At 59.8% G+C, this 24,392-nt stretch carries 12 protein-coding genes; 6 read left to right on the top strand and 6 right to left on the bottom strand.

All coding sequences use genetic code 11. The annotated features are described in order from the left end of the window. Positions 1–207: 207 nt before the first annotated feature. The 5 genes from ACEN8E_RS23845 to ACEN8E_RS23825 all read right to left on the bottom strand — a co-directional run bounded on the left by ACEN8E_RS23845 (position 208) and on the right by ACEN8E_RS23825 (position 12,488). Positions 208–1,542 (bottom strand): sigma-54-dependent transcriptional regulator, encoded by a 1,335-nt coding sequence (locus ACEN8E_RS23845; RefSeq protein ID WP_495590106.1) that lies wholly within the window; start codon positions 1,540–1,542, stop codon positions 208–210. Further along, positions 1,536–3,302, bottom strand: coding sequence for a sensor histidine kinase (locus ACEN8E_RS23840; protein ID WP_495593387.1), 1,767 nt, complete (start codon positions 3,300–3,302; stop codon positions 1,536–1,538). The genes ACEN8E_RS23845 and ACEN8E_RS23840 overlap by 7 nt, the downstream gene beginning before the upstream one ends. Positions 3,303–3,401: 99 nt before the next feature. Further along, entirely contained in the window at positions 3,402–5,894 is a 2,493-nt protein-coding gene (locus ACEN8E_RS23835; protein ID WP_495593386.1) for an RHS repeat-associated core domain-containing protein, read from the bottom strand. Between the two features lie 227 nt (positions 5,895–6,121). Continuing rightward, positions 6,122–10,756, bottom strand: a complete 4,635-nt coding sequence (locus ACEN8E_RS23830) for a SpvB/TcaC N-terminal domain-containing protein (RefSeq protein WP_495590105.1) — start codon at positions 10,754–10,756, stop codon at positions 6,122–6,124. Positions 10,757–10,964: 208 nt separating this feature from the next. Further along, positions 10,965–12,488 carry a fumarate hydratase gene (locus ACEN8E_RS23825; RefSeq protein WP_085714470.1) on the bottom strand — a complete coding sequence of 508 codons (1,524 nt, stop codon included), beginning with the start codon at positions 12,486–12,488 and terminating at the stop codon, positions 10,965–10,967. A gap of 290 nt (positions 12,489–12,778) precedes the next feature. Between ACEN8E_RS23825 and ACEN8E_RS23820 the strand changes: the two genes are divergently transcribed. Genes ACEN8E_RS23820 through ACEN8E_RS23810 form a run of 3 tightly spaced genes read left to right on the top strand, consistent with a single transcriptional unit; the run spans position 12,779 to position 15,591 of the window. Beyond that, on the top strand, positions 12,779–13,885 hold the full coding sequence (locus ACEN8E_RS23820) for a GGDEF domain-containing protein (protein WP_495590104.1): 1,107 nt from the start codon (positions 12,779–12,781) through the stop codon (positions 13,883–13,885). Continuing rightward, positions 13,878–14,813: an iron-sulfur-binding ferredoxin reductase gene (locus ACEN8E_RS23815; RefSeq protein WP_495590103.1), complete on the top strand. Its 936-nt coding sequence runs from the start codon at positions 13,878–13,880 to the stop codon at positions 14,811–14,813. The genes ACEN8E_RS23820 and ACEN8E_RS23815 overlap by 8 nt, the downstream gene beginning before the upstream one ends. Positions 14,814–14,841: 28 nt before the next feature. Continuing rightward, on the top strand, positions 14,842–15,591 hold the full coding sequence (locus ACEN8E_RS23810) for an enoyl-CoA hydratase-related protein (protein ID WP_495590102.1): 750 nt from the start codon (positions 14,842–14,844) through the stop codon (positions 15,589–15,591). A gap of 190 nt (positions 15,592–15,781) precedes the next feature. Here ACEN8E_RS23810 and pyk read toward each other — a convergent pair whose 3' ends face one another. Then, a complete protein-coding gene (gene pyk / locus ACEN8E_RS23805) occupies positions 15,782–17,233 on the bottom strand; it encodes a pyruvate kinase (protein WP_008023720.1) in 1,452 nt (483 codons plus the stop codon). Between the two features lie 191 nt (positions 17,234–17,424). Between pyk and ACEN8E_RS23800 the strand changes: the two genes are divergently transcribed. The 3 genes from ACEN8E_RS23800 to ACEN8E_RS23790 all read left to right on the top strand — a co-directional run bounded on the left by ACEN8E_RS23800 (position 17,425) and on the right by ACEN8E_RS23790 (position 24,359). Beyond that, on the top strand, positions 17,425–17,808 hold the full coding sequence (locus ACEN8E_RS23800; protein ID WP_495590101.1) for a tetratricopeptide repeat protein: 384 nt from the start codon (positions 17,425–17,427) through the stop codon (positions 17,806–17,808). A gap of 232 nt (positions 17,809–18,040) precedes the next feature. Continuing rightward, positions 18,041–18,400, top strand: a complete 360-nt coding sequence (locus ACEN8E_RS23795) for a PilZ domain-containing protein (protein ID WP_495590100.1) — start codon at positions 18,041–18,043, stop codon at positions 18,398–18,400. Positions 18,401–19,175: 775 nt separating this feature from the next. Beyond that, positions 19,176–24,359: a Tc toxin subunit A gene (locus tag ACEN8E_RS23790; RefSeq protein ID WP_495590099.1), complete on the top strand. Its 5,184-nt coding sequence runs from the start codon at positions 19,176–19,178 to the stop codon at positions 24,357–24,359. The last annotated feature ends 33 nt before the right edge of the window (positions 24,360–24,392 follow it).

Here is a 24,392-nt window from a genome sequence, read left to right as displayed (position 1 = left end):
TTTAGAGGGGGGAGGGTGTTTGGATGAGCGGAAATCCGCTTATAAAAGTTTGGTGGTGAGCGGAAAGTTGCTTATCTGGCGGTGTATTTGTATTGCCTTTGCGGGCCTCTTCGCGAGCAGGCTCGCTCCCACAAGGGATCGGTGTCCACAAAACCAATGTGGGAGCGAGCCTGCTCGCGATGGGGCCAGAACAGGCACTGCAAAAACTCAGCTATCTGGCAGGAACATCTCCCGACTCAACCCATGCCGCTGCATCTTTTCATTGAAGGTCCGGCGCGGCAGTTGCAGTTCTTCGAGCACCGCTTTCACGTCGCCCTTGTGCCGGGTCAATGCTGCGCGCAGGCATTGCGCCTCGAACGCTTCCTGCTGCGCCGCCAGTGACTGACCGGGCTCGATGCCAAAGGGCTCCGGCTCGCCGAGCCCCAATACCTGACGTTCGGCGACGTTCGCCAGTTCGCGCACATTGCCCGGCCAGTCGTGGCTCAATAGATGGCTCAACTGTGGGCCGCTCAACGGCGGCAAGGTCCGTCCCAGGCGTTCGGCGGCGTTGCGGGCGAACGACTCGTAGAGCAACGGGATGTCCTCGCGCCGGTCGCGCAGCGGCGGCAAGCGCAGCTCGGCGACGTTCAAGCGATAGGCCAGGTCTTCGCGAAAACGTCCGGCCCGTGCTTCGTCGAGCAGGTCCGGTTTGGTCGCGGCAATGATGCGCAAGTCCACGCGGATGCTTTGGTTCGATCCCAGCCGCTCAAGCTTTTGCTCCTGCAACACCCGCAGCAACTTCACCTGCTGGGCCAGCGGCATGCTTTCGATTTCATCGAGAAACAGCGTGCCGCCGTCGGCGTACTCCAGTTTGCCAATGCGCTTGCCGGACGCCCCGGTAAACGCGCCGCTCTCGTGACCGAACAGCTCGGCCTCGAACAATTGCTCGGGGATGGCCGCGCAGTTGAGTGCGACAAAGGGCTTGTCGGCCCGCGACCCGAAGTCGTGCAGGCAACGCGCAACCAGTTCCTTGCCACTGCCGGTTTCACCGCGAATCAGCACGTTGACCGGCAGTGCTGCCAGATCCAGCACCTGCCGCCGCAAGGTCTGCAAACCCCGGGACACACCGAGCAGCGTGGCGTCGAGTCTGGCGCGGTTGTCCGCCTGTTCGTGCAGTGTGCGGTTTTCCAGCACCAGCCGACGCTTGTCGAGGGCGCGGCGCAGGCTGCCGAGCAGGGTTTCCGGGCTGAAGGGTTTTTCGAGGAAGTCGTAGGCACCGTCGCGCATGGCCTCGACGGCCATCGGCACATCGCCGTGGCCGGTCAACAGGATCACCGGCAAATCGGTGTCCCGGCGTTGCACTTCGGCCAACAGTTCCAGGCCGGTCATGCCGGGCATGCGCACATCGCTGAGAATCACCCCGGCAAAGTGCCTGGGCAATTGCGCCAGGCATTCATCGGCGCGGCTGAACAGCTGTACCTCGAAACCCGACAGGCTCAACCACTGCTCGACGGCACTGCGGATGCTGCTTTCGTCGTCGACCACCATCACTGAGTTCAGCATGTTTCATGCACCTCCAGGTCGATGGGCAAAGTCACGGTAAACACGGCACCTTTGTCATGATTGGCAGCACTCAGGCGCCCGCCGGATTCGTGAACGATGGCAAACGATACGGCCAGACCGATGCCCAGGCCATCGCCCACCGGTTTGGTGGTGAAGAACGGATCGAAGACCTTGGACAGGTTCTCTTCGGCGATACCGCCACCGTTGTCGATCACGCTCAGGCGCCACAATTGCTCGTCGGCTTCGAGGCGGATTTCCAGGCGTTTGCAGGGTTTGTCCTGCATCGCGTCGAGGGCGTTGCGCAGCAGATTGATCAGCACCTGTTCCAGGCGAATCGCATCGCCGCGCACCCAGGCCGGGCGGGTCAGGTGCAGCACCGTACTGACCTGTTCGTCGCGCAACCTTGTGTCGAGCAGTTGCAGCGACTGGTCCACCACCGTTGCCAGGTCCAGACGTTCGCGCAGACCACTGGGGCTTTTGCGGGCGAAGGTTTTCAGGTGACCGGTGAGGGCCGCCATGCGCGTGAGCATTTCATCCACCGGTCTGAGCGCCTTGTAGGCGTCGTCGACGCGGCCGTGGTCGAGCAGCAGGCGCAGGGTTGCCAGCTGCATGCGCTGGGCGGTGAGCGGCTGGTTGATTTCATGCGCAAGGGCGGCGGACATTTGCCCCAGTGCCGCGAGTTTGGCCGACTGCACCAGACCCTCCTGGGCGGTCTTCAGGTCGCGCGTCCGTTCTTCTACAAGCTGTTCGAGTTCTTCACGACTGCGCTGACGCAGTTTGGCCAGGCGCCAGCGCTGGTTGAGAAACAGCAGCAGGAACACCAGGGTCAGCCATAACCCGGCCGCGGCGAGTGCCGCGTTGCGGCTGTCTTCGAAGGCGACTTGCGGGCGACGCAGCAGGTGCAGGGTCCAGCCCTCGGTACTCAGCGGCAAGGACTCCCACAGGTAATCCGCCTTGCCGTCCGGACCATCGACACGAGCCAGGTCACTGTTGTCGTCGAAGCGCCGCAACGATTGAAACTCAAGCGGCGTCAGGGGCTGCTTGTCGTACTGGCGGGTGGTCTTGAGTTCGGCATGATCGCTGTCGCCGAGCGGCTTGAGCAGGCGATAGCGCCAGCCCGGCTGGTTGGCGATGAAAATGATCCCCCGTGCGTCGCTGACCAGCAGGGTGTCGCTGCCCTGGCGCCACTCGCGTTCCAGTTCGGGAAATTCCAGTTTCACCACCATGGCGCCGAGGAACTGGCCACCGTCATCGCTGACTGCGCTGGAAAGGAAGTAACCGGGAATCCCGCTGGTCACGCCTACCGCATAAAAACGCCCGGTGCCCTGGGTGCGAGTCTGGTTGAAGTAAGGGCGGAACGCGTAGTTGTGACCGACATAACTGCTGGGCAGGCGCCAGTTGCTGGCCGCGATGGCCAGGCCGTTGCGGTCGAGCAATTCCAGGGTCGAGGATTGGGCGGCGCCGTTGATCTTTTCCAGTTTGCGGTTCAATGCATCCTGCTGCCCGGGGCTCACCGTACCCCTGAGCGCCGAGCGCAGCTCCGGGTCCAGCGCCAGCACGGCGGGCAGGGCACGGTAACGTTCGATCAAGGTATGCAGGGACGTGGCGTACAGAGCCAATTGCTGATTGGCGCGGGCGGCGTCTTCGACCATTGACTGGCGCACGGCGTGGCGCATGGCCAGGGTCGCGGCAATGGCGGCGCCGGCGATGATCAACAGGGTGTAGAGCGCCAGGCGCAGGGTTCTGGAGGTCGGGAGCATCGAACGGAAATCGGACAAAAGATAAGAGGCGCAAGATAGCATGCGGACTATCTTGCGCCAGATCTCATCTCACTGCGCCATGGTGAATATCTTGAGCTTTCAACGATTTATATTGCGGCGCATTTGTTTCACTTCATCTGCCAGTTTCCCCAACGGAACAACCGGGATCCTGGAGTTATTCAGGTCATCATGGCTCAGGTGTGCTTCATGCATTCTATTGGCCTCTCCGGTCTGGTTAGATGGACTGTCACCAGGATATGCGTTGAGATGTTCAACCATTATCGAGTTATTCAGCACCATGTTTTCAAGTAGGGAAACGCCACTTACGTTATTGGCGTCGATTTCATAGAAGTAATATGGATGGCCCCCTTGGGCCGCATAGAAAATGGCTCCCTCGAGTGTCTCTGCGACAATCAAGGTTTCACCGCTGATCATTTTGCTAACCGCAGTGAATTCATCTGAAGCTTTGAATCCATCCCGTAGTACCTCTTCAGGGCCACGCCGGTCTGCGCGGTATACCTTGCCACCAAAATCGGTTCTTTCCAGAAGGTTCCTGCTGTTCCAGTAGTGAGTGGGTCGATAGGGGGCTGCATTCAGGATTTCTAGCACCGTATTTTGGTCATCGGTTGGCGCAGGTGGGCTGGCAGGGCTGTTTGCAGAGTCCGGGCTGGACTCACTCGGTGGATGATCGCTTTCGGGCGAGCCTTGATAATCCATTGATTCATCACGGTCTTGCCCTGAGCGCCGCAAGTCAATCGGTGGCGGGCCATAGGTCGCTCTCAAGTCAGGTTCGACCATTACAAATTCGTCCAGGAATTCATCATCGTATGGTTGCCACATATGCCCATCAGGGTCGATCCTGCAGATTGGGTTGTTTCCACAGAATCGATACAGGTTCAGGCCGTTAATCGAGCCAATCGGATCCGGATTTACCCACCGTCCCAGCCACCCCGCGTAATACCGGGCACCATAGTAATCAAGCCCGCTGGCATCCCGCTCCTTGCCCGAATACCGAATGGTCTTGTAATCGGCATCGACCTTCGAGCGGGCAGCCCGCCACGCCGTACCACCATAGGGGTAGTAACCCTCGTGACTGATGACGGCGGCCTGTTGATCCAGCTCAAGACAACTGGAGCCCAGGTGATCTTCGATGCTGTAGCGCACTTGATTGTTATCGATACCGTCCGGTTGTCCCTTGACCCAATGCAGGCACCGCACGCTGCCACGGGCCAGTTGGACGTCAATGACCTGAAACTCTTCGCGCTCACCGGCGGTGCGCACTTCCAGACCCGGGAGGTAGTGGACAATATCCTGATGGGTCACAGTGCGGGCCTGTCGAGTGTTGAACTTGACGACCCGCTCTCCGGCAGCGTTGTAGCGATACCATTCCCCATCATTCACCCCGCCTGGGCGATGGACGGTGGTGACACTTTGCAATTGGTTGCGCGCATCCCAGGTCATCGGTTGGGCGCCTGACGCCAGGTATTGCAAGTTGCCGTTTGCATCGAATTGACGGCTGAAGTCGGGAGCGTCCTCACCCTCATTCCATGGCAAGACACGGTTGCTCTGTGGATCGACGTACATTCGGCGACTGAACGGATTCTTGTCACTTTCATGACGCAACAACGTCCGGTTGCCGCCAGGGTCGTATTCGTAATATTCGGTGTAGTTGAGCAATCGGGCGGGATCGATGGGGCTGGGGATATTCAGCTCCGGCAATCCCGGTGTTTGCCCCGCATCCGCGGTTTTACGACCCTTGGCACTGGTCAGTTGGTAGAGGCTGTCGTAGGTATAGGTGTTCTGCGCAACCACGCGCTGATTGTCGAAATAGCTGTCCGCCTGTGTGTGATCGACCAGCCGGAGGATGTTGCCGACCGGGTCGTACTCGTAACTCATCTCCTGCAAGCGCTGGTGTGTCGAGGTGGTCGCGGTCAGGCGTTCCAGTCGACCGTCTGCAGGCTGGTAGCTGGCAATGCTGGTGACGTTGTTGCCGGCAACCTGACTGAGCAATCGTCCAGCGGCATCGTAGTCGGCAGCTTTGAGCAACGGCTGCGATGCCCGGCCTTTGAGCTTCAGGTTGATACGTTGCAGTTGCCCGGCGCGGTCGAAGTGGAGTTGTCGCAGATGGCCGCTGGCATCGATCTGTTCCAGCACTTCACCTGACGGGCCATATTGATGTTGGCTGGTGTAGCCTGCGCCGGGTTGTAGCAATGCGTCGCGATCAGCCTCTGTCGCCGGCCAGTTGGCTGACAGGTCCGCCTGATCCGGCAGGAAACGCCGGGTCTGGCGGATCAATCCGCCATTCAGGGCGATTTGCCTGAGCCACAGCGTACCGGCCGAATCGTCATGACGGATCAAACTCCCGCACTGGTTACGCTCGGCGAATTCAGCGGAGTTGTCGGCATACGTCAAGCGTTCGACGGTGCGCAGGTCCATACCCAAGGCGTATTCATGGAGAGCGACTGGCCGGCGCAGTTCGTCGTACTCGTTCTGCCAATGACTGCCTCGGCCATCCCATTGTTCGAGCACTTGTCCGGCTTCACTCGTCAGGCTCAGGCGCCATCCGGCATCGACGCTGTCAGTCAACAGCACCGCGCCCGACAGGCTGTAAAGCGCTGTCTGGTTCGGCCGGGTTGCAGTTGAAGAAAACCGTGGGTCGCGTTGTGCCACTAACCGCCCGGCAGCGTCATTTTGCTGAGTGGTGATTCGCGCAGCGGGGTGGTCAGACTCCACTGCACGAAGGTAAGCCACTTGCCGTAGCGCTATGCCACGACCGTCGGTTGCAGCCAGCACTGGCGTCTGGCGATGGATGTTTGCATTCAATGGAGTGTCCAGATGGACCGCCGTTGTTCGGGTGGCGGATCAAACAGGTCGTTCTCGTCAAACGCAATGGTGTACCAGGTGCGGTAGCGTTGTTCCCGGCGCAACGGTTTTTCTTGCGGTGGATTGCCCTGCAACATTTTTTTCGCCAGCACAGTGTGTGTCGGCCGGCCGGCGGCATCGAAGAACTGCTGGTCGTGGTAGCCCGACTCGCGGATCGAGGCGTCGTTGATGTAGCGGTAGGCGCTGGCGAAGTAGGGGCGATAGATCCGCACGGTTTCGCCTTTATTGTTGTACTCGACCCGTTCGCTGACCCGCCAGCGCCGGGCCGCCTGTTCTTCTTTGGGGCGGCCGTTTTCGTCGGGTTCAAGTTCGCCTTTGTCATTGACCATCCAGGCCAGGCCAGGTTCGACCTCCTGCTTGGTTTGCAGGGAGCGTCCGAAGCCATCCCAGCAGGCGATGGCCGCGCGGATTTGCAGCTCCGGATCACCGGGATAGCGGTCAGCCTGCAAGGTGACGACATGCACCGGTTCGCGATGTGCGTCGTCGAGGTATTGCTGAAGCTGCCGTTCGTTCGCGGAAGGATTCTGCAGGCCTTCAAGGTGTACACGAGCCCGGCTGCAGAGATGGCCATCGGGCAATACGAAACCTTCGGCGCGGGCCCAGGTCAGCCAGGGCACGGGCGCTGCCGGGGGGATTTTGCCCATCCAGCTGAAGGGCGCAGAGAAGGTGGCCGTGGCGTAGTTGCCGATGGCTTTGTTCTTGTCGGCGATAGCGCCTGCCGGGGTGCGGTCCTCCGGTGGCTGGTAACCGCTGAGCGGATAGAAACCGACCTCGACGCCCAGTTCCGTGCCGTAGAAACTGGTCACCAGCACCTCGCCGAACGCGTTGTAGCGAGCCTCCTGGGTATTTTGATTGGGGTCGATGATGCCTGCTGGCAGGAACGACCGGTAGTCGATATCGAGGATGCTTGTGGTGCAGCCATCCGGCAGCGTGACGGCGGTACTCAGGCACCAGTGCTCGTCATACGCGACAGAGGTGATGCCATGGCTCTTGGTCTGCTGGAATTTTTCAACGTTATAGAACCCTTCCGGTCCGTGGTAAGTCGGGAAGCTTTTACGTACCGACCACAGGTAGCTCTTGGCATCGGTCGGGTCTACGGGGTCACCCGCTGGAGCAACCGGCAGGAACAGATCCATGATGTGGTAGCCGACTTCAGGTGATTCGAGTTTCTCCTTGAGGTTGAACGGCATGTTGCCGTTTTCATCCTTGAGCTTGTCGTAGGCGCTCAGGGCGGTGGCATCCAGTTCGGCGGTTTCGGTGTAGTCGGGCAGGGCGGTGAAGATCAATGCATCCGGGTCCAGTAACTCGCCGGTGGCCGGGTCCTGATAACGTTGCAGCGACAAACCGGTCAGCACCGCTTTGCCTGCCCAGGCTCCTTCGTCGACGGCCCACTCAAGGAACTTCTCATGGTGGATGTCGACAGGTTTGAGTTGGTCCTTTTCCAGGACCAGTGCATTGCCGCGCTGGCGATAGGGCAGACCCAGGCGCCAGCCGTCAGTGTTTTCCAAATGGCAATACCCGGCTTTCGCCTCGCTCAGATACCAGCATTGTTGCGCTTCGTCGTGGGCGTCCAGCCACCATTTGTTTTCATAGTCTTCATCGCTTTCATCACCGGGCTGATCGACTCGGAAGGGCGGATTGTCCTTGGCGGTTTTACGCCGGGCATAGTGCACGACAAAGCCGTGGGTCAGGCTGCCGAACTTGTCCCACTCCAGGTTGATCGTGTGCTGGACCAGCGGGTCGTCGGCGAGTGCTTTTTCGTACTGGTAAGCGATGCTTTCCAGTGCCAGTGACTGCAACACGGCGTAGGGGTGATGTTTGCCTTTGGGGCGCAACTGGCGAATGAGAAAGCGGTTCTCCTGCACGGTGTAGGGCACAGCCGTTGCGGGATCATCGTCAGCGGCAAAAACCTCTGAGCGCAACACGGAGCCGCTGAGGGTGCGGGCCATCTCGCGGGCGAGTTCCTCATCGGGCTCGATCACTCGTCCCGCCGCGTCGCTGAGGTGGTACTCGTGCAACAGGGTTGGGCGCAAGTCAACGGCGTCGGTGTCCCTCCGATAGTAACTATCGTCACGCATGTCTACGGCTTTACCCGTGTGAAACCAGGTTTTACTCAGGATCGGCGCGGTGAAGCCAGGGTTCGAACGCTCCGCTACCGAAGCCTCGGTATCGGTTTGCAGCAACAGGCCAAAACCACGGAACTCACGTTCGAAACTGTCGTAGAAACCCTGGCGGTAAGTGAAGCCCTGGGTCAGTCGATTGCCGGTGATTTCATCGAGCTGGGTCTGCTGGCTGACCAGGTGCATGGCAAACGGCAGGTGCGAAACCGGGGCTTTGCCGGCCGCGATCAACTCGGCTTTTTCGTCCAGCCATTCCTGGGCCGAACTGCGGTAACTCACTCCCGTCACGGCGCCCATATTGTTGTGGCTGGCACTCACCAGATACGGCTTGGCGCTGACGAAATCGTAGCGCCAGTGCCGGGGTTCCATGTGTGGTACGGTCAGGATCAGACTGGAACAGCCCAGCCCCTGCAGGTCGGCGATGCTCACCTGGCAGAAGCGGTCGTAACGCACGCCTTGCGGCCACGGCATTTTCACCGAGGCCTGATTGAAGCCTTCGCCGCCGCGGTTCATGAACACCCGGAAACCGTCGGACTCCAGATAGATCAGGTCCACGGCACCCGAGCCGTCCAGGTCCGCGAGTCGCACCCGAGACGCATCGAATTCGGCATAGTCGAAGGGCAGGTCGCAGAGCACGAAACCTTTGCCGAACTTTCCATGACCCAGATTCGGCCAGCATTTGACTTCGTTGTGGCGGATGCGGATCAAGTGTTGGGTCGCGCTGCCCAATGGATCGCTGAAGGCCACCAGCTCAGTCTGGGTACTGCTCAAAAGGGGTAGCGAGTCGTCGTCGTGAGGGACATTGGCCCCTTGGCTGAACCCGATTGCACGACGGCTTGAATACAGCCGCACGCTACGCGGGCCGATCAAGGCCAGGTCGGTCAGACCGTCACCCACCAGGCCAGCCAATTGTGCCCCGGGATGAAAAAACTCCGAGGGAAACGCTGCATAGGCTACAAATCTCGACCAGCTTCGGTCGGGATTGAGGGTGAAGAACCCGGACAGGCCAGGCCGGGCGATCACCCAGTCGAGCTTGCCGTCGCCGGTCAAGTCGCTCAGTGACTGGCGAATCGGTTTGCTGCTATCGGCCACGGGAATGCCGGGCAGCAGCTCCCAGTCGCCATAACTCACGTCATTGCCGCCGCTGGCGGCGCGCAGCGGTTCGCGGTAGTACCAGGCTTTTTCACTGCTGAACAGCACGCCGGGCATGCCTTCGCCGTACAAGTCCACCAGTTGATAACGCTGGCCGTCGTTGAGGCCCGGCATTTCGGGGAACTCGCTGTAACCCTCGCGCTGCGGATCGAGTTCAAACGGGTTGTAAAAAAACTCCATGGGCGGGCGACTTTCCATCTGTCCCTGATTGTCATAGGCCTGGATGTGCGCGGCGGTCAGATGGTTGTATCCCAGCGGACTCTCGCGGTGCTCAAGCAGCAGGCGCTGGACCAGCACCGGCTCGCTGCCCAGTTCTTCGGCGAAATGATGAAACATCAGGACTTGACGGCACAGGCGCCGGGAGCCAAATTCAAAACCGTAGGCGTAGTTCCAGAAGGGATCCTTACGCGGTGCTCCCCACTCGCCACGCTCTATACCGGGCAGGTCGTAATCCGGAACTTGCGTCAAGTCGGCACTGCGTTCGCCGTAGTCAAACAGCAGATGGAAATGCCAGGCCACGTTTTTCCAGCCATCGACCTTCCATGCATACAGGTTGGCGCTGGCCTGAGCATTACCGTACAGAACCCGACGCAGGTAACGCTGGCTGCGATAGTCGCGAAACTGCGGGGCGGCCGGCGCTTCGACTTCCGCCTGGTACAGGTACACCACATGTTCGCCGCGCAGGTTCAGGCTTTCATCGATCAGCCACACACCGACGCGGGACTTGTCGGTCGGATCGGCCCGGCGTGACGCCCCGGTTTTACCGTAACAGTGCAGGCTGCCGTCGGCACCGTGGATCAACCAGAATCCCGCCGGATTGTCCGCATCGCCCTCTCTGGTCCAGTGTTCGATCAAATCGAAAGCGCCTTCGACCCGGGGCCAGTAGCGCACGACCTGGTGCAGGCCGATCTGAACGCCGTTGTACTCGGACACCGCCCTGGAGATCAGTTTGCCGTCGTCACTCTTCTCGGGCATCCACACGTCTCCACCGGGGCCAACCACCTGATCGTTGCCATCGTACTTCGGCACGCCTTTGGTGGTGCGCAGGGTGATCGCATTGGTGGTCAGGCGCCAACCGATGCCAAACGGACTGTTACCGACATCGCTGCTGTAACCCAGGCCCAGGGCCGGGACCATGTCACGATTAGGCGCCTTGCTGATGGGCAGCGGCAGTTCCAGCGACGCCGCACCAGTGGTGCCCACACCGCCCCAGCCCTTGCCGATACTCTGGATGGCGCCGCCGCCTTTGGGGAGGGCGGGAGCGTTGATTTCGAGGGTGCCCTGCTGTTCAGTCGCCATGGGAGTGTCCGCCGTGACAGATAATGCATTGAGTGCGTTCAAGCTATCAGCGGCACAGACGGCTGTAACCTGTCAGATCTGACAGGTCAACCGGTTTTTTTTAGAACAAACGATGCTTGAGTTTCAGCTTTCGATGGCTTTTTATCAGGCGAAAAAAAACCGGTCTGCAGTTGCCCGCAGACCGGTTCTTATTGAACGCTGTCAGTGCTTATTGCACTTCCACCGCCAGGCTTTCACTGATCTTTTTCTGCCAGATGGCAGGACCGGTGATGTGTACGGACTCGCCCTTGCTGTCGACCGCAACGGTGACCGGCATGTCCTTGACTTCGAACTCGTAGATCGCTTCCATGCCCAGTTCGGCGAACGCCAGCACCTTGGACTTCTTGATCGCCTGGGCGACCAGGTAAGCGGCGCCGCCGACGGCCATCAGGTACACGGCCTTGCTGTCCTTGATCGCTTCGATCGCGGTCGGGCCGCGCTCGGACTTGCCGATCATGCCCAGCAGGCCAGTCTGCTCGAGGATCTGACGGGTGAACTTGTCCATTCGCGTCGCGGTGGTAGGGCCAGCGGGGCCAACCACTTCGTCACCGACCGGATCGACCGGGCCAACGTAGTAGATGAAGCGACCCTTGAGGTCAACCGGCAGGGTTTCGCCCTTGTTCAGCATCTCGACCATGCGCTTGTGCGCGGCGTCGCGACCGGTCAGCATCTTGCCGTTGAGCAGGACGGTTTCGCCCGGCTTCCAGCTCTGCACTTCTTCCGGGGTCAGGGTGTCGAGGTTGACGCGACGGGCCGACGGGCCGGCTTCCCAGACGATTTCCGGGTAGGCGTCCAAAGGTGGCGCTTCCAGCGAGGCCGGGCCGGAACCGTCGAGCACGAAGTGCGCGTGACGGGTGGCGGCGCAGTTCGGGATCATGCACACCGGCAGCGAGGCGGCGTGGGTCGGGTAGTCCATGATCTTCACGTCGAGCACGGTGGTCAGGCCACCGAGGCCCTGGGCGCCGATGCCCAGCTGGTTGACCTTCTCGAACAGCTCCAGGCGCATTTCTTCAATGCGGTTCTGCGGGCCACGGGCTTTGAGCTCGTGAATGTCGATGGACTCCATCAACACTTCCTTGGCCATTACCGCAGCTTTCTCGGCGGTGCCGCCGATGCCGATGCCGAGCATGCCCGGTGGGCACCAGCCGGCACCCATGGTCGGAACAGTTTTCAGAACCCAGTCGACGATCGAGTCGGACGGGTTGAGCATGGCCATCTTCGACTTGTTCTCGGAACCGCCGCCCTTGGCCGCCACGTCCACTTCCACGGTGTTACCCGGAACGATGGAGTAGTGGATAACGGCCGGGGTGTTGTCCTTGGTGTTCTTGCGAGCACCCGCCGGGTCGGCGAGGATCGAGGCACGCAGGACGTTTTCCGGCAGGTTGTAGGCGCGACGTACGCCTTCGTTGATCATGTCGTCCAGACCCATGGTGGCGCCATCCCAGCGCACGTCCATGCCGACACGGACAAACACGGTGACGATCCCGGTGTCCTGGCAGATCGGGCGGTGGCCGGTGGCACACATGCGCGAGTTGATCAGGATCTGTGCCATCGAGTCGCGGGCCGCTGGCGATTCTTCGCGCAGGTAGGCCTCGTGCATCGCCTGGATGAAATCCACGGGGTGGTAGTAGGAAATGAACTGCAGGGCGTCGGCAACGCTCTGAATCAGGTCGTCTTGCTTGATCACGGTCATGAGTCGCGCTCCTCTAAAAGACGGGAACATTCAATTAAGGTGCTTGCAGCTTGGGTGCATCGGTCGGTTGCAAGCACCTTTCAAGGCACGCCGGGCATGCTGGCGCGACGCTAAAAAGGCGCGGCAGTATACCGCGCCTCGCGCACTGGCACACGTGCCGACAGTCAATCGTTGGTCGCATAGGGGCATACCGAAAATCGATGGTCATTTATCGGCCGCGCCACTAAAGTGACATACGGTCTGTAGAGTAGGACGCTCTGTCAGTCTCCTTTCATTTGGTGAATCAACGATTGACCCATAACGCCATCCAGCGCCTGTTGCTCAAACGTTTCGCCCTGGCGGCCGGCACCTATGTCCTGGCATTGCTGTTGCTGTGGCTGGCGTTTTTTACCGGCCACTACGACGCGCCGCTTTCCAGTGTCGTCATCGGCAGCGTACTGGTAGTGACCAGCCAGGCCGTCCTGTTCGCGATGTTCTACCGCGGCTACAACCTGCGCTTCGCCGACCCCAGCCTGACCGAGGCGCAAGTGTTGCTGGGGCTGGGCTGGCAAACCTGGCTGATCGCCCATCTGGACGAAGCCCGGGGCGCGTTTCTGGTGTTCTACGTGCTGATCCTGCTGTTCGGCCTGTTCCATCTGTCGCGCCGGTCTTTTGTACGATGTGCGTTGCTGGTGTTTTGCAGCTTCAGTGCGATCACGTTGTGGGAGGGCTACCACTTCCAGCCGCCAGACCCGGCCATGGCGGTATTGCAGGTCTGCGTGCTGTTCATCGTGCTGGTGTGGCTGGTGCTGTATGCCCGCCATGTCCAGGCCTCGCGACAGCGTATGCGTCAGCGGCGTTTTGCGTTGCAGGCGCACCAGGACACGTTGCGCGGGATGATGCGTCAGCTCGAAGACCTGGTGGCCACCGACGAGCTGACCGGCCTGTTCAATCGCCGGCATTTCCTTCGCCTGGCTTCCCGCGAGTTGAAAGCCATGGACGCGGGTGTCATGCATGGCCTGGCGTTGATCGACCTTGACCATTTCAAGCGCATCAACGACCTGCACGGCCATGCCGCCGGCGATCAGGTGCTGCAAGCCTTTGCCGGCGTTGCCACCGCATGCCTGCGCGACGGTGACGTTCTGGCTCGCTATGGCGGCGAGGAGTTCGTGCTGCTGCTGCCCGATTGTGATGCCGACAGTCTGACTTCGTGCTGCGAACGGCTGCGCATCGCATTCACCGATGTCGAGTTGATCGGGCTGAATGTGCGCAACCTGAGCCTGTCCGCCGGCATGACCCTGCTGGAACCGGGCGACGACCTCGATGATGCCCTGCAACAGGCCGATCAGGCGCTCTATCGCGCCAAACGTGATGGCCGCAACCGATGCGCGGCAGCGTGGGAGAACGTCGATGCCTGAACTGCGGGTCGGCGAGCGCCGCTGGTCGGTGGCGGCGGGCAGCAACCTGCTCGATGCGCTGAATCAGAACGGCGTGCCTGTGCCTTACAGTTGCCGCGCCGGCAGTTGCCATGCGTGCCTGGTGCAGTGTGTACAGGGCCTGCCGAGTGACAGCCGCCCGGATGCCCTGAGTGCTCAGCAGCGTGAGCAAGGCTGGCGGCTGGCGTGCCAGTGCCAGGTGGTCGAGGACTTGCAGGTGCATGCCTTCGACCCGCAGCTCGATGGCCATCCCGCCGAGGTCGCGGCAGTCGATTGGCTGAGCGCCACGGTGCTGCGCTTGCGGGTGATCCCGCAGCGCCCATTGCGCTATGGCGCCGGTCAGCACCTGGTGCTGTGGGCCGGTAGCGTGGCGCGGCCGTACTCCCTCGCCAGTCTGCCGCAGGAAGACCGTTTTCTGGAGTTTCATCTCGATTGCCGCAAGCCGGGGGAATTCAGCGATGCCGCCAGGCAATTGTGCATCGGTGATCCGATTCGTCTCGGCGAACTGCGCGGCGGCGCCTTGCATTACGACCCTGACTGGCACACCCGGCCGTTGTGGCTGATGGCGGCCGGGACCGGGTTGGGGCCGTTGTTTGGCGTATTGCGCGAAGCGCTGCGCCACGATCATCAGGGCGCCATCCGCGTCATTCACCTGGCCCATGATGCCGATGAACACTACCTGGCCAAACCTCTGCAAGCCATGGCCGCCAGCCGTCCGAACTTGAATGTCGAACTGTGGACCCCGGCCGAGTTGCCAGCGGCTTTGGCGCAACTGCGCCTTGTTTCGCGGCAAACCCTGGCCTTACTCTGCGGAGCCCCCGACAGTGTCGACGCCTTCGCCCGGCGCCTGTACCTGGCGGGATTGCCGCGCAATCAACTACTGGCCGATGTGTTCCTGCCCCGTGGTTGAGCGCTGACTTTCAGACGCGAGACCTGCCATGACCGATGCCATCCAAGTAGAACGCGAACGCGGCCTGTTGACCCTGCGCCTGAATCGCCCGGACAAGAAAAACGCCCTGACCCGCGCCATGTACAGCCACCTGGCCGAAGCGTTGAAACAGGCCGACAGCGACCCCGAGATCAACGCCGTGCTGATCACCGGCTCCGCCGAATGCTTCACCGCCGGCAATGACATCGCCGATTTCATCCAGCAACCGCCGAGCGGCCTCGACAGCCCGGTGTTCCAGTTCATGCTCAGCCTGCTTGAATGCCACAAACCGGTGATCGCCGCCGTGGCTGGAGCGGCAGTGGGCATTGGCACGACGATGTTGCTGCATTGCGATCTGGTGTATGTCAGCCGGGATGCGCGGTTGCGCATGCCGTTCGTCAACCTGGGGTTATGCCCTGAGTTTGGTTCCAGCCTGCTCCTGCCGCGCTTGGTCGGGCATGCCAAAGCGGCGGAACTGTTGCTGCTCGGTGAGGGTTTCACTGGTGAACAGGCTGCTGCGTGGGGCATTGCGTCCGAGGTGCTGGGCAGTGGCGAAGAGGCCTTGGCCAAGGCACGGGAGATGGCGCTGCGCTTCGATGGCCTGCCTCCGGAAGCGGTGCGTATCAGCAAGCAATTGATGAGGGCACCGGACCGCGAGTTGTTGCGCAAGGTGATCGAAGAGGAGGGGGCGTTGTTCACCCAGCGGTTGCGTTCGCCGGAAGCACTGGCGGCGTTGACGGGGTTCATCAAGCGGCATTGAGTTTTTCGCTGACTGTACCGGCCTCATCGCGGGCAAGCCCGCTCCCACAGGGATTGGGATTCACCGCAAAAACGGTGGGAGCGGGCTTGCCCGCGATGGGGCCAGACGAGGCGATACATCTTCCGGATCAAAAAGCAAAAAGCCCCGCCATTCACATGGCGGGGCTTTTGTTTTTCGAACAACCGGTCACTCAGACCATCGGGTCGCCAACGTGCAGGATCTTCATGCCGTTGGTGCCACCGGTGGTGTGGTAGCTGTCGCCCTTGGTCAGAATGACCCAATCGCCTTTCTCCACGACGCCGCGCTTGACCAGCTCGTCGATCGCCTTCTGGCTGACTTCGTTCGGTGCCAGCGAAGCCGGATCGAACGGGATGGTGTACACGCCACGGAACATCGCCGCGCGAGCCTGGGCTTCGCGGTGCGGGGTGAACGCGTAGATCGGCACCGAGGAACGGATGCGCGACATGATCAGAGGGGTATAGCCACTTTCGGTCAGGGCGATGATCGCTTTCACGCCCGGGAAGTGGTTGGCGGTGTACATGGTCGCCAGCGCGATGCTTTCGTCGCAGCGCTGGAATTCCTTGCCAATGCGGTGGCTGGAGGTCTTGCTGGTCGGGTGCTTTTCAGCGCCGACGCAGATACGCGCCATGGCCTGAACGGCTTCCAGCGGGTACAGGCCAGCGGCACTTTCGGCCGAGAGCATCACGGCGTCGGTGTAGTCGAGCACGGCGTTGGCCACGTCGGACACTTCGGCGCGGGTCGGCATCGGGTTCTGGATCATCGACTCCATCATCTGGGTCGCAACGATCACTGCCTTGTTGTGGCGGCGTGCGTGCAGAATGATCTTCTTCTGGATGCCCACCAGCTCGGCGTCGCCGATTTCCACACCGAGGTCGCCACGGGCAACCATCACCGCGTCGGACGCCTTGATCAGGCCGTCGAGGGTTTCGTCATCGGCCACGGCTTCGGCGCGTTCGATCTTCGCCACCAGCCAGGCGGTGCCGCCGGCTTCGTCGCGCAGTTGACGGGCGTATTCCATGTCGGCAGCGTCACGCGGGAAGGACACCGCGAGGTAGTCGACTTCCATTTCCGCAGCGAGCTTGATGTCCGCCTTGTCTTTTTCAGTCAGGGCCGGAGCGGTCAGGCCGCCACCTCGACGGTTGATGCCTTTGTGGTCGGACAGCGGGCCGCCGATGGTCACAGTGCAGTTCAGTTCGGTGGCCGTGGCGGTATCGACGCGCATCACCACGCGACCGTCGTCGAGCAGCAGCTCGTCGCCCACGCCGCAGTCCTTGACCAGGTCCGGGTAGTCGATGCCGACCACTTGCTGATTGCCTTCGGTCAGAGGATGGCTGGTGGAGAAGGTGAATTGATCCCCGATCTTCAGCTCGATCTTCTTGTTGGCGAATTTGGCGATACGGATTTTCGGGCCTTGCAGGTCACCCAGCAGGGCGACGAAGCGACCGTGCTTGGCCGCAAGGTCACGCACCAGCTTCGCGCGAGCCTTGTGCTCGTCGGGGGTGCCGTGGGAGAAGTTCAGGCGGGCGACGTCCAGGCCAGCCAGGATCAGCTGTTCGAGAACTTCCGGCGAGTTACTGGCCGGGCCAAGGGTGGCGACGATTTTGGTACGACGGACGGACATGCAAAGACTCCTGAGTTCAAGCGCTGAGTGAGGCTACTATGCTCCGAAGGTGTAGTCATTGTTCGTTTGCACTACTTTTTTGTGAAGAATCTGGCGAATGCCTTCTTTATTGAATCAGGCAACTTCTCGCTTCCAAATGCTGAAGATTTCCGACCATGGGTCGATACAGGGTTCAAGACAGGAGATCCCCCATGCGATTCGTGCTCATTGCCGCCCTTGCCATCAGCGCCCTCAGCACCACGGGCTGTACCCGTTGGTCGATGAACCATCATTTGAACAATGCCTACAGCGCCTATGACCGGGGCAATTGCGAGCAAGTGATGCTCGAGTTGTCCAAGGTCGAACGCGACAGCCGTGCGCGGCCTTACGTGTGGCCGGAAGTGTCGATGATGCGCGGCCAGTGTCTGGAGCGGCAAAAGATGTTTATCGACGCGGCCCAGACCTACCAGTTCATTATTGCCGCGTATCCGCAAAGCGAATATGCCTACCGCGCCCACGCCCGCCTGGAAACCTTGCAGAGCCTGGGCCACTACCCGATGCGCAGTGCAGCGGCGGTTAAACCGACGCAGTTCTGATGGCAGCAACCCTCTGATCGCTGGATCACCGGCAGTGGTGAGCTATAGTCGAAGAAACCGGTTCTGCAGCCTTGCCTCTGAACCGGGGCAACACCTGTGACCGGCTCAAGCAAGACTCTGCGCTTCAACGACTGGCGCACCGGAAGCGGGGAGAGCGGGCAACGACTCATGCATACCCGTTCCGAAGCAGTAGTGCGGCTCTGCTTAAGAGCCTTGCATAGCGAAACTTCACATGTTCACCGACCGCCGGATTCAGCGGCATCAACTGCCGTACTTCCTGAAAGTCTTCAACGGCACCACCGACAAACCCATCGGTTTTCTGGGCAACGTCTCTGAAGACGGGCTGATGCTGATCAGCCAGCTGCCGATGATGATCGGTGCGGACTTCAACCTGCGCCTGAAAATTCCCGCCAGCGAAGGTGGCCAGCGGATCATCGACCTGCAAGCCTGTTGCCTGTGGTGCCATGAAGACGTAACCCCTCAACATTACGACGCCGGGTTCAGCCTGCAACGGGCACCGCCGGAGTATGGGCAATTGGTGGAGGCGTTGAGGCGGTATTTCAGTTTTCAGCCGTTGCCGGCTTCGGCTTGAAGCATTCACCAGCTCATAGGTTCAATGGGGCATGTGACACGGCTTGTGATCCATCACGGGAGTAGCGGCAGACGCCATTCGTCTGGACTGTCAGATTTTACAGCTAGGCGCGATTTCCTATCTTCGTTAAACAGGACTGCATCAATGCTCATTGAAGGTGCAGAAAGCCATGGTCATTAAATCGCAAGCGGCAGATGAGTCGACTCCACTCAGTGAAAGAGCCGGCCCCTCGATACCGCTATCTCCCGTCGGAGGGGGCGCCTACACGTCCCCGGTGACTTTTGCAGGAACCAACCACTACGTCACCGTTACGGGATGGAAAGCCTATGTCGACGGGGAATTCAAACCGAGGGGGCCGGAGCATAAGAAAGTCGAGATGAAATATAACAACAGAGATTTTTCCTTTGGCGTCAATGTAACACCCGGCCCCTGCTATGTGAGTACGCGCTATTTCCGAATAAATGCAGGTGGAACCGATACTGAGACTTCGGATTGGTACGACACCGATTGGTTTTATGTACTAACCCCCCCTCGAACTGTTGCAGCGTAAACCTCTCGCTGAGGGCGTCGTGACTTCACTTGATGCCGGCGCCTTTGGCTGCTTCTACTTACCTTCGATTTATGCGCGGGAGTGCGCTCGTATCGTTGGATCTCCTAGCCTTCCCTAAAACACTTACCGTTCGTCTGCACTGTTATTTGTGACAGGTGTATGGCTCCTGCCTTTCCTCTAAAACGGTTCTACGAAGTCATCAACGGTTGTTGCAGGAGACGCCGCATGAACAATGACACCCGCCCCTCAGCGTTATCCCAGCTGTTCGACTCGACAATCGGTCCTGATTGGAAAGCCGGTTCGGTTCAAGGCCTGCACTTCATCGAAGAGAGCGGCTCGGTCCTGCAAGTGGTGAAGATGGGACATCAAGGTTTGATGGAGTCATTTGGCTTGTCCAGCCATGAAGCCGGCATTCTGCTGGATAAGGCCAACAGCGTTCTGGTCCATCTGGCGCGGCAGTATCGCAACCATCGATTGACCCGCCATACGCCGCGCAATCCATTGCATGAAACCGGTATTCACGCATTGGTGGATGGCCCTGATTATCACCGCTTGTTCTCACCTGCCTGGGGCAACACCACCCCGGTGGGTAGCCTGGATGCCAATGATTCGCCCGCCGCTTATTTTGTGGAGTTGTTCCGAAAGGCCCTCGACCTGGAGAAGCGCCAGGACAGCGGTAGCAACAAAAAAATAAAGCTGGAAGTTCGGCGTCCCGATTTCGCGACGCGTGAGATCAATCCGCAAATGGCCTATCGGGTTACGCCCACGGTGGTGCTTGTCAACGAAGTGTTTGACCAAATCATTGGCAGGCATGGCCTTGAGAAAGAAGACGCGGTTGATGATCAGTTGCTCAACGCACGATACCCAATGATGACATTGCCGTTCGAGTGGTACCAGGAGCAATGGGACTACGTGCTCAAGCAAAGCGAACTGTCGCTGGGGGATGTGGTGCGTATTGCCGATCCGGACTCCCCGTACTTCAAGCAGCCCGGGGCTCACAGCGCTCGTTCGGATTTCGCCATGCGCCAGGCCAGCGGCCTTGGGCCCGCCATGCAGGCGCTGCTGCTGGAGGATCGTTACAGGTTCGCTGCGGTTTCGCAGAGCGCTGAATCGAGGCCGCGGATAGACCCTCGCACGGGACGTATCGACGCTGACCCACAGCTCACCAATGAGCAGTTTTTTCAAAAGAATTTCGGTGCGAGCTACGAGGAATTACAAGATGTGGTGAAGTTCTGCACCCACACCTCGATCGATTCAGACGTGCTGGCTAGCCTGCTGTCGATAGAGCGCTACGCGCCCACCCTTTCTCCCAACGTGGTCGGCATCCCTGAACCGACGCCAAAGGAGTACGGCTCGGTGTATATCAATGCTGATGGAAGTGAGGGGGCAATCGGCGTAACACAGACTGGCAAGGACGAAACAGAGAGAAAGCTGAGCAACGCAGGCAAAGGCCGGTTCGATCTGATCAACCGCATGCTTCGTCTGGCACGGCGCATTGAGCTGCCGTATGACGAATGTGATCGTTTGGTGATTGCCGCCATACGTGCGGAGCGACGCACCCTGAGCAAGGAAGAGGCGGCGAAGCAGTCGGAAGTTCAACCCTACAAAATAAGCGGCAACACCCTGAAGGCCATCGGGCTCTTTCAGGAATTTCGTCGGCACTACAATTGCACTGCCGAGGATTTTGCGGCACTGATCGACGAGATGAGCGTGTTTTCCCGGGGGGAGAAAAACTCTCAGTTTGACCGTGTCTTCAATGGCCAGTCGTTGTTCGAAACACCGCTTCGGCTTGACGGCAGCACTTTCGCCATTCACCCGCAAACCGAGATTGATCGGCGCACGGTCGATCAGATTTGCAGTGGCCTGGGCATCAACCTGGAAACCTGGCGATATGTGGCGCGGGTCGTCGCTGAATGCTACGACCTGCGCGGTGAACTGACGCGCAGCCTGCCGATTGTTTCGAGTCTGTACCGGCTTGTCAGGCTGGCTTCTTTTTGCCGCATCACCACCATCGAGTTGGCGGCGTTGCTGGAAACCATGAGCCCCAATGGTAGCGATTGGTTACGCGAGCTTTTGGGGGCGCCCCGAATTGGAAATTACCGGACATTCGCCAAGGCCGATGTACTGAATGTGTTGCATGCGGTGCATTCATGCATGGAATGGTGCCGCGAAAACGATCTTGATGTGATATGGCTTGTTCAGCATGTGGCCCCTGTTGTGGTGCCGGTGGTCGCTTCGGAGGCAGAGCTGACGTTGTTGCACGAACTGAGCAAGCGTCTGGAGCCGACCCGGTTAAGTGAAGAGGCATTGTTGGGAGCAGGGGTTCCGCCGCTTGCCGTCAATCTGGGCAGTGACTGGTTAACCTTGCTGGACCAGTTGGTGGATGAAAAAGGGCTGGTTCTCGATGGTCATGCGGCTGATGAAGGCACTTATGAAGCCTTTGCCAAGGGTGAGATCGATGGCGCGGTCGAGTTGGCGAAAATTGATGCCACTCAGGCTGAACGGGTAAAAGCCACGATACTGGCCTTACTCCTGCAGGCGCGGGCTGCGCAGAGTGCGGTAGTGCAGGAAAGCCTGTCGGTTTACCTCAATATTGCCCAGGACCTGACGTTGGTCGTTCTGCGATGGGTCGAGTCGGGAGGGGTGTACTTACTTCTCAACGAAACCATGCGCGTTCTGGGGACGGGAACAGTGGACCAGCCTGGTATCAAGGTTGGTGACGACATTCTCAAAGTGCTGGCGCATCTGGTACGGCGCACCGCTGTTGTGAAAAAACTGGCACTCAGTTCGGCGATGTTGACCACGCTCACCACGCAGGAACATTGGCGCTGGTTTGGCCTGCGGCAAATCGAAGAACTGACCCTCAATACCTTCTATCTGTTGACGATCTACGGTCGGGCAGTGGTGCACACTGAGGAGCCGGCCGAGAAACTGTTGGCGTATTTGAAACTGGTGAATGAACTACCCGCCCAGTTGACTCCGGAAGACCTTCGTCTTATTCGTGATGCCGCGGCGAGTTCGCTGGCGCAGGCACTCAAGTGGGGGATCAAGGAAGTTCTTGAGTGCGCAGACTACCTGGCCCCCGAGAAGCCGCTGATTCGTGAGTTGTCCCAGCTCGACTTCGTGATTCGTGCACGGGGGTTTGCGGCGAAGACCGGCCTGGACGCCAATGCCATCCTGACACTGGGTGCGCTCACGCCGGAGAGTGATGTCATTAGCTGCCGCCAGGCGGCCGAACATGCGTTGCAATGCCTCTCCGAGTCAGCCATTCAGAGCAAAGCCCAGGAGTTTGGTGAAGTCGGGCAAAGCGTGGCAGGCAGCATGACCCTCTCTGCCAATCGGCTGATCTGCAATGCGCCGGGTGAGTATTCGGTGGTCGAGGTCACGCTAAGGGATTTCCAGAACGAGCCGTTGGCCAACATCACCGTGACCTGGGAGTGCGAACGTAGTGGTTTGCAGGATCTGGAGTCGGTGACTGACCAAATGGGCCGCGCCAGTGCACGGTTCAAGGCTGGCAGCTGGATGGGGCTGGCCACGGTCGTGGCTCGTTATGGTCTTGGGCAACGGATCTACGCAGAGCCGATCTTGATCGACTGTGATGAAGAAACGCTCGACTACTCTTCTGATGACACCACATCTCCGCCGTTCGAAGAGAAGCTGGCCGGTGATCTCGAGTTCCTTGAGTTGCAAGTCAGGTTGGTTGATGGATTCGATAACTATGCGATCGACCGACCTATTCGCTGGGGATGCACCGCAGGCCACCTGGATCCGGTGGTGTCTTATACCGACAAGGACGGCTTTGCCCGCACCCGCGTACGCAGCCGCTCACCCGAGAGCAACCTCAGCGTGACGGCGCAATACGCCGACAAGGACCTCATCAGGTTCCAGAACATCAAGTTCGTCGATCGGCCACGCATCACTGTACTGGAGGCTGTTTCGCCGGCGGTGGCCGGGTTGGCCCTGAAACTGCGTTGCAGGGTCATCGGGCTGGACGGTCGTCCTTTCGAAGGCGCCACCGTGAACTGGCTTCAAGGGGCGACGGCACTTCCAGCCAGTATTACCGACGAGAACGGCGAAGCCGTATGCACGGCGGCCAGTGCTGTTGCCGGTGCCGCTGTATTCAAGGCAACCGTCACCGGCAGCAGCATGGCGCTGGAACTCGATGTGGCCAGTGGTGCGGTGATTCATGGGCAGTCGGCTGACTATCTGCTGCCCGTGGCCGGGTCTGACCGTCCCAGCTTGCTATGGGTCGAGGTCCGGGAAACGCCTGCCAACGACGCCCGGCCAATTGCGCGGTATCCGATTGTCTGGAGTGTCGCTTCTGATGCCGATGAAGTACCGGAATCCGTGCTGGTGCTCACGGATGCCAAAGGCCGTTCGACCTTCCCGTTCCTGGCCGACAAGCCCGGTACTTACACGGTGACTGCCAGCGAGCAGGGTGGCACAACTTCGCGGACTTTCGAACTTCAAGTGGTCGAGCCGTTGCAGTGGGAAATCAAGCTGATCGACATCACCGGCGCCCCGGTCGAGGAATCGATTGCACCGAATCAGACGCTGAGCTTTGTACGCGGTTGTCGCTACCGACTGGAACTTACTCCGCAAACGGACCTGGATCTCACCGGCGCCCGGGCAGCTCTGGGTTGGAGCGGTGCGTTCTCCGCCAAAGCCATGGGGATGGCGTTCATCCCGCTGACCGGTGCTTACGTTGAGGTGGCCGGTAAAACCATGAGCTGGGACATCGATTGCGCGAACCTGCGCAGTGGTGATTTCGAATTGACCTGGCTGTGCAACAGGGTTGATCAGACGCTGGTGTTGAAAGGGCAGTTGATGTCTGGTCCGCCAGTGATTCAGCACCCCTTGCCCGACGCGGTAGTCGAGACGCAGATGGTAATTGGCGGACGGGGGGCGGCTGCAGACACCATTCAGATATTTATCGGTAAGGATTTGCCCTATCGAGCCCAGACCCGGGTCGACGGACAGGGGCAATGGAGTATCCAACTGCCGCAGCCGCAAGCAGCAGGTAAGTGCGTCCTGTCCATCAAACAAATATCTCCGGACGGCGCGGAGTTTTGGGCGCCGGATGTTTCCGTGACTGTGCAAGCAAACGTAATCGTCCCCCCCACAATTCTGTCGCCCGCCCAAAGAACCAAGGTTGCTCCGAACCCGTTGATTGTCGGATTTGGACGGCCGGGTACACGGATCAAAGTGATGAATAGTAGCAATAGCGCGATTGTTTATATTGATGGCATTGTGCCGCCAAATGGCCGGTGGGGGTTCACGGCCTCGGAAATGCAGGAAGCACAGACCTATGCCATTGGCGGCATGTTGTATGGCAATAACGAGCAATCCAAATGGGGTTTCCATGGCTATTCATTTGAAGTCGTAGTTAATCCGCCATCGCCAGAATAAGACACCTGTCCAGGCACTGGTTTCGACCAAAAG

The sequence above is a fragment of the Pseudomonas sp. Pseusp9 genome (assembly GCF_059491265.1).
The sequence above is the reverse complement of the archived record's forward strand: the minus strand, read 5'-3'. Positions and strand labels throughout refer to the sequence as shown.

Coding starts and splice junctions, on each gene's coding strand:
- pyk (WP_008023720.1), bottom strand. CDS start 17,233: ATGTCCGTCCGTCGTACCAAAATCGTCGCCACCCTTGGCCCGGCCAGT.
- ACEN8E_RS23810 (WP_495590102.1), top strand. CDS start 14,842: ATGACCGATGCCATCCAAGTAGAACGCGAACGCGGCCTGTTGACCCTG.
- ACEN8E_RS23840 (WP_495593387.1), bottom strand. CDS start 3,302: ATGCTCCCGACCTCCAGAACCCTGCGCCTGGCGCTCTACACCCTGTTG.
- ACEN8E_RS23795 (WP_495590100.1), top strand. CDS start 18,041: ATGTTCACCGACCGCCGGATTCAGCGGCATCAACTGCCGTACTTCCTG.
- ACEN8E_RS23845 (WP_495590106.1), bottom strand. CDS start 1,542: ATGCTGAACTCAGTGATGGTGGTCGACGACGAAAGCAGCATCCGCAGT.
- ACEN8E_RS23800 (WP_495590101.1), top strand. CDS start 17,425: ATGCGATTCGTGCTCATTGCCGCCCTTGCCATCAGCGCCCTCAGCACC.
- ACEN8E_RS23815 (WP_495590103.1), top strand. CDS start 13,878: ATGCCTGAACTGCGGGTCGGCGAGCGCCGCTGGTCGGTGGCGGCGGGC.
- ACEN8E_RS23825 (WP_085714470.1), bottom strand. CDS start 12,488: ATGACCGTGATCAAGCAAGACGACCTGATTCAGAGCGTTGCCGACGCC.
- ACEN8E_RS23790 (WP_495590099.1), top strand. CDS start 19,176: ATGAACAATGACACCCGCCCCTCAGCGTTATCCCAGCTGTTCGACTCG.
- ACEN8E_RS23830 (WP_495590105.1), bottom strand. CDS start 10,756: ATGGCGACTGAACAGCAGGGCACCCTCGAAATCAACGCTCCCGCCCTC.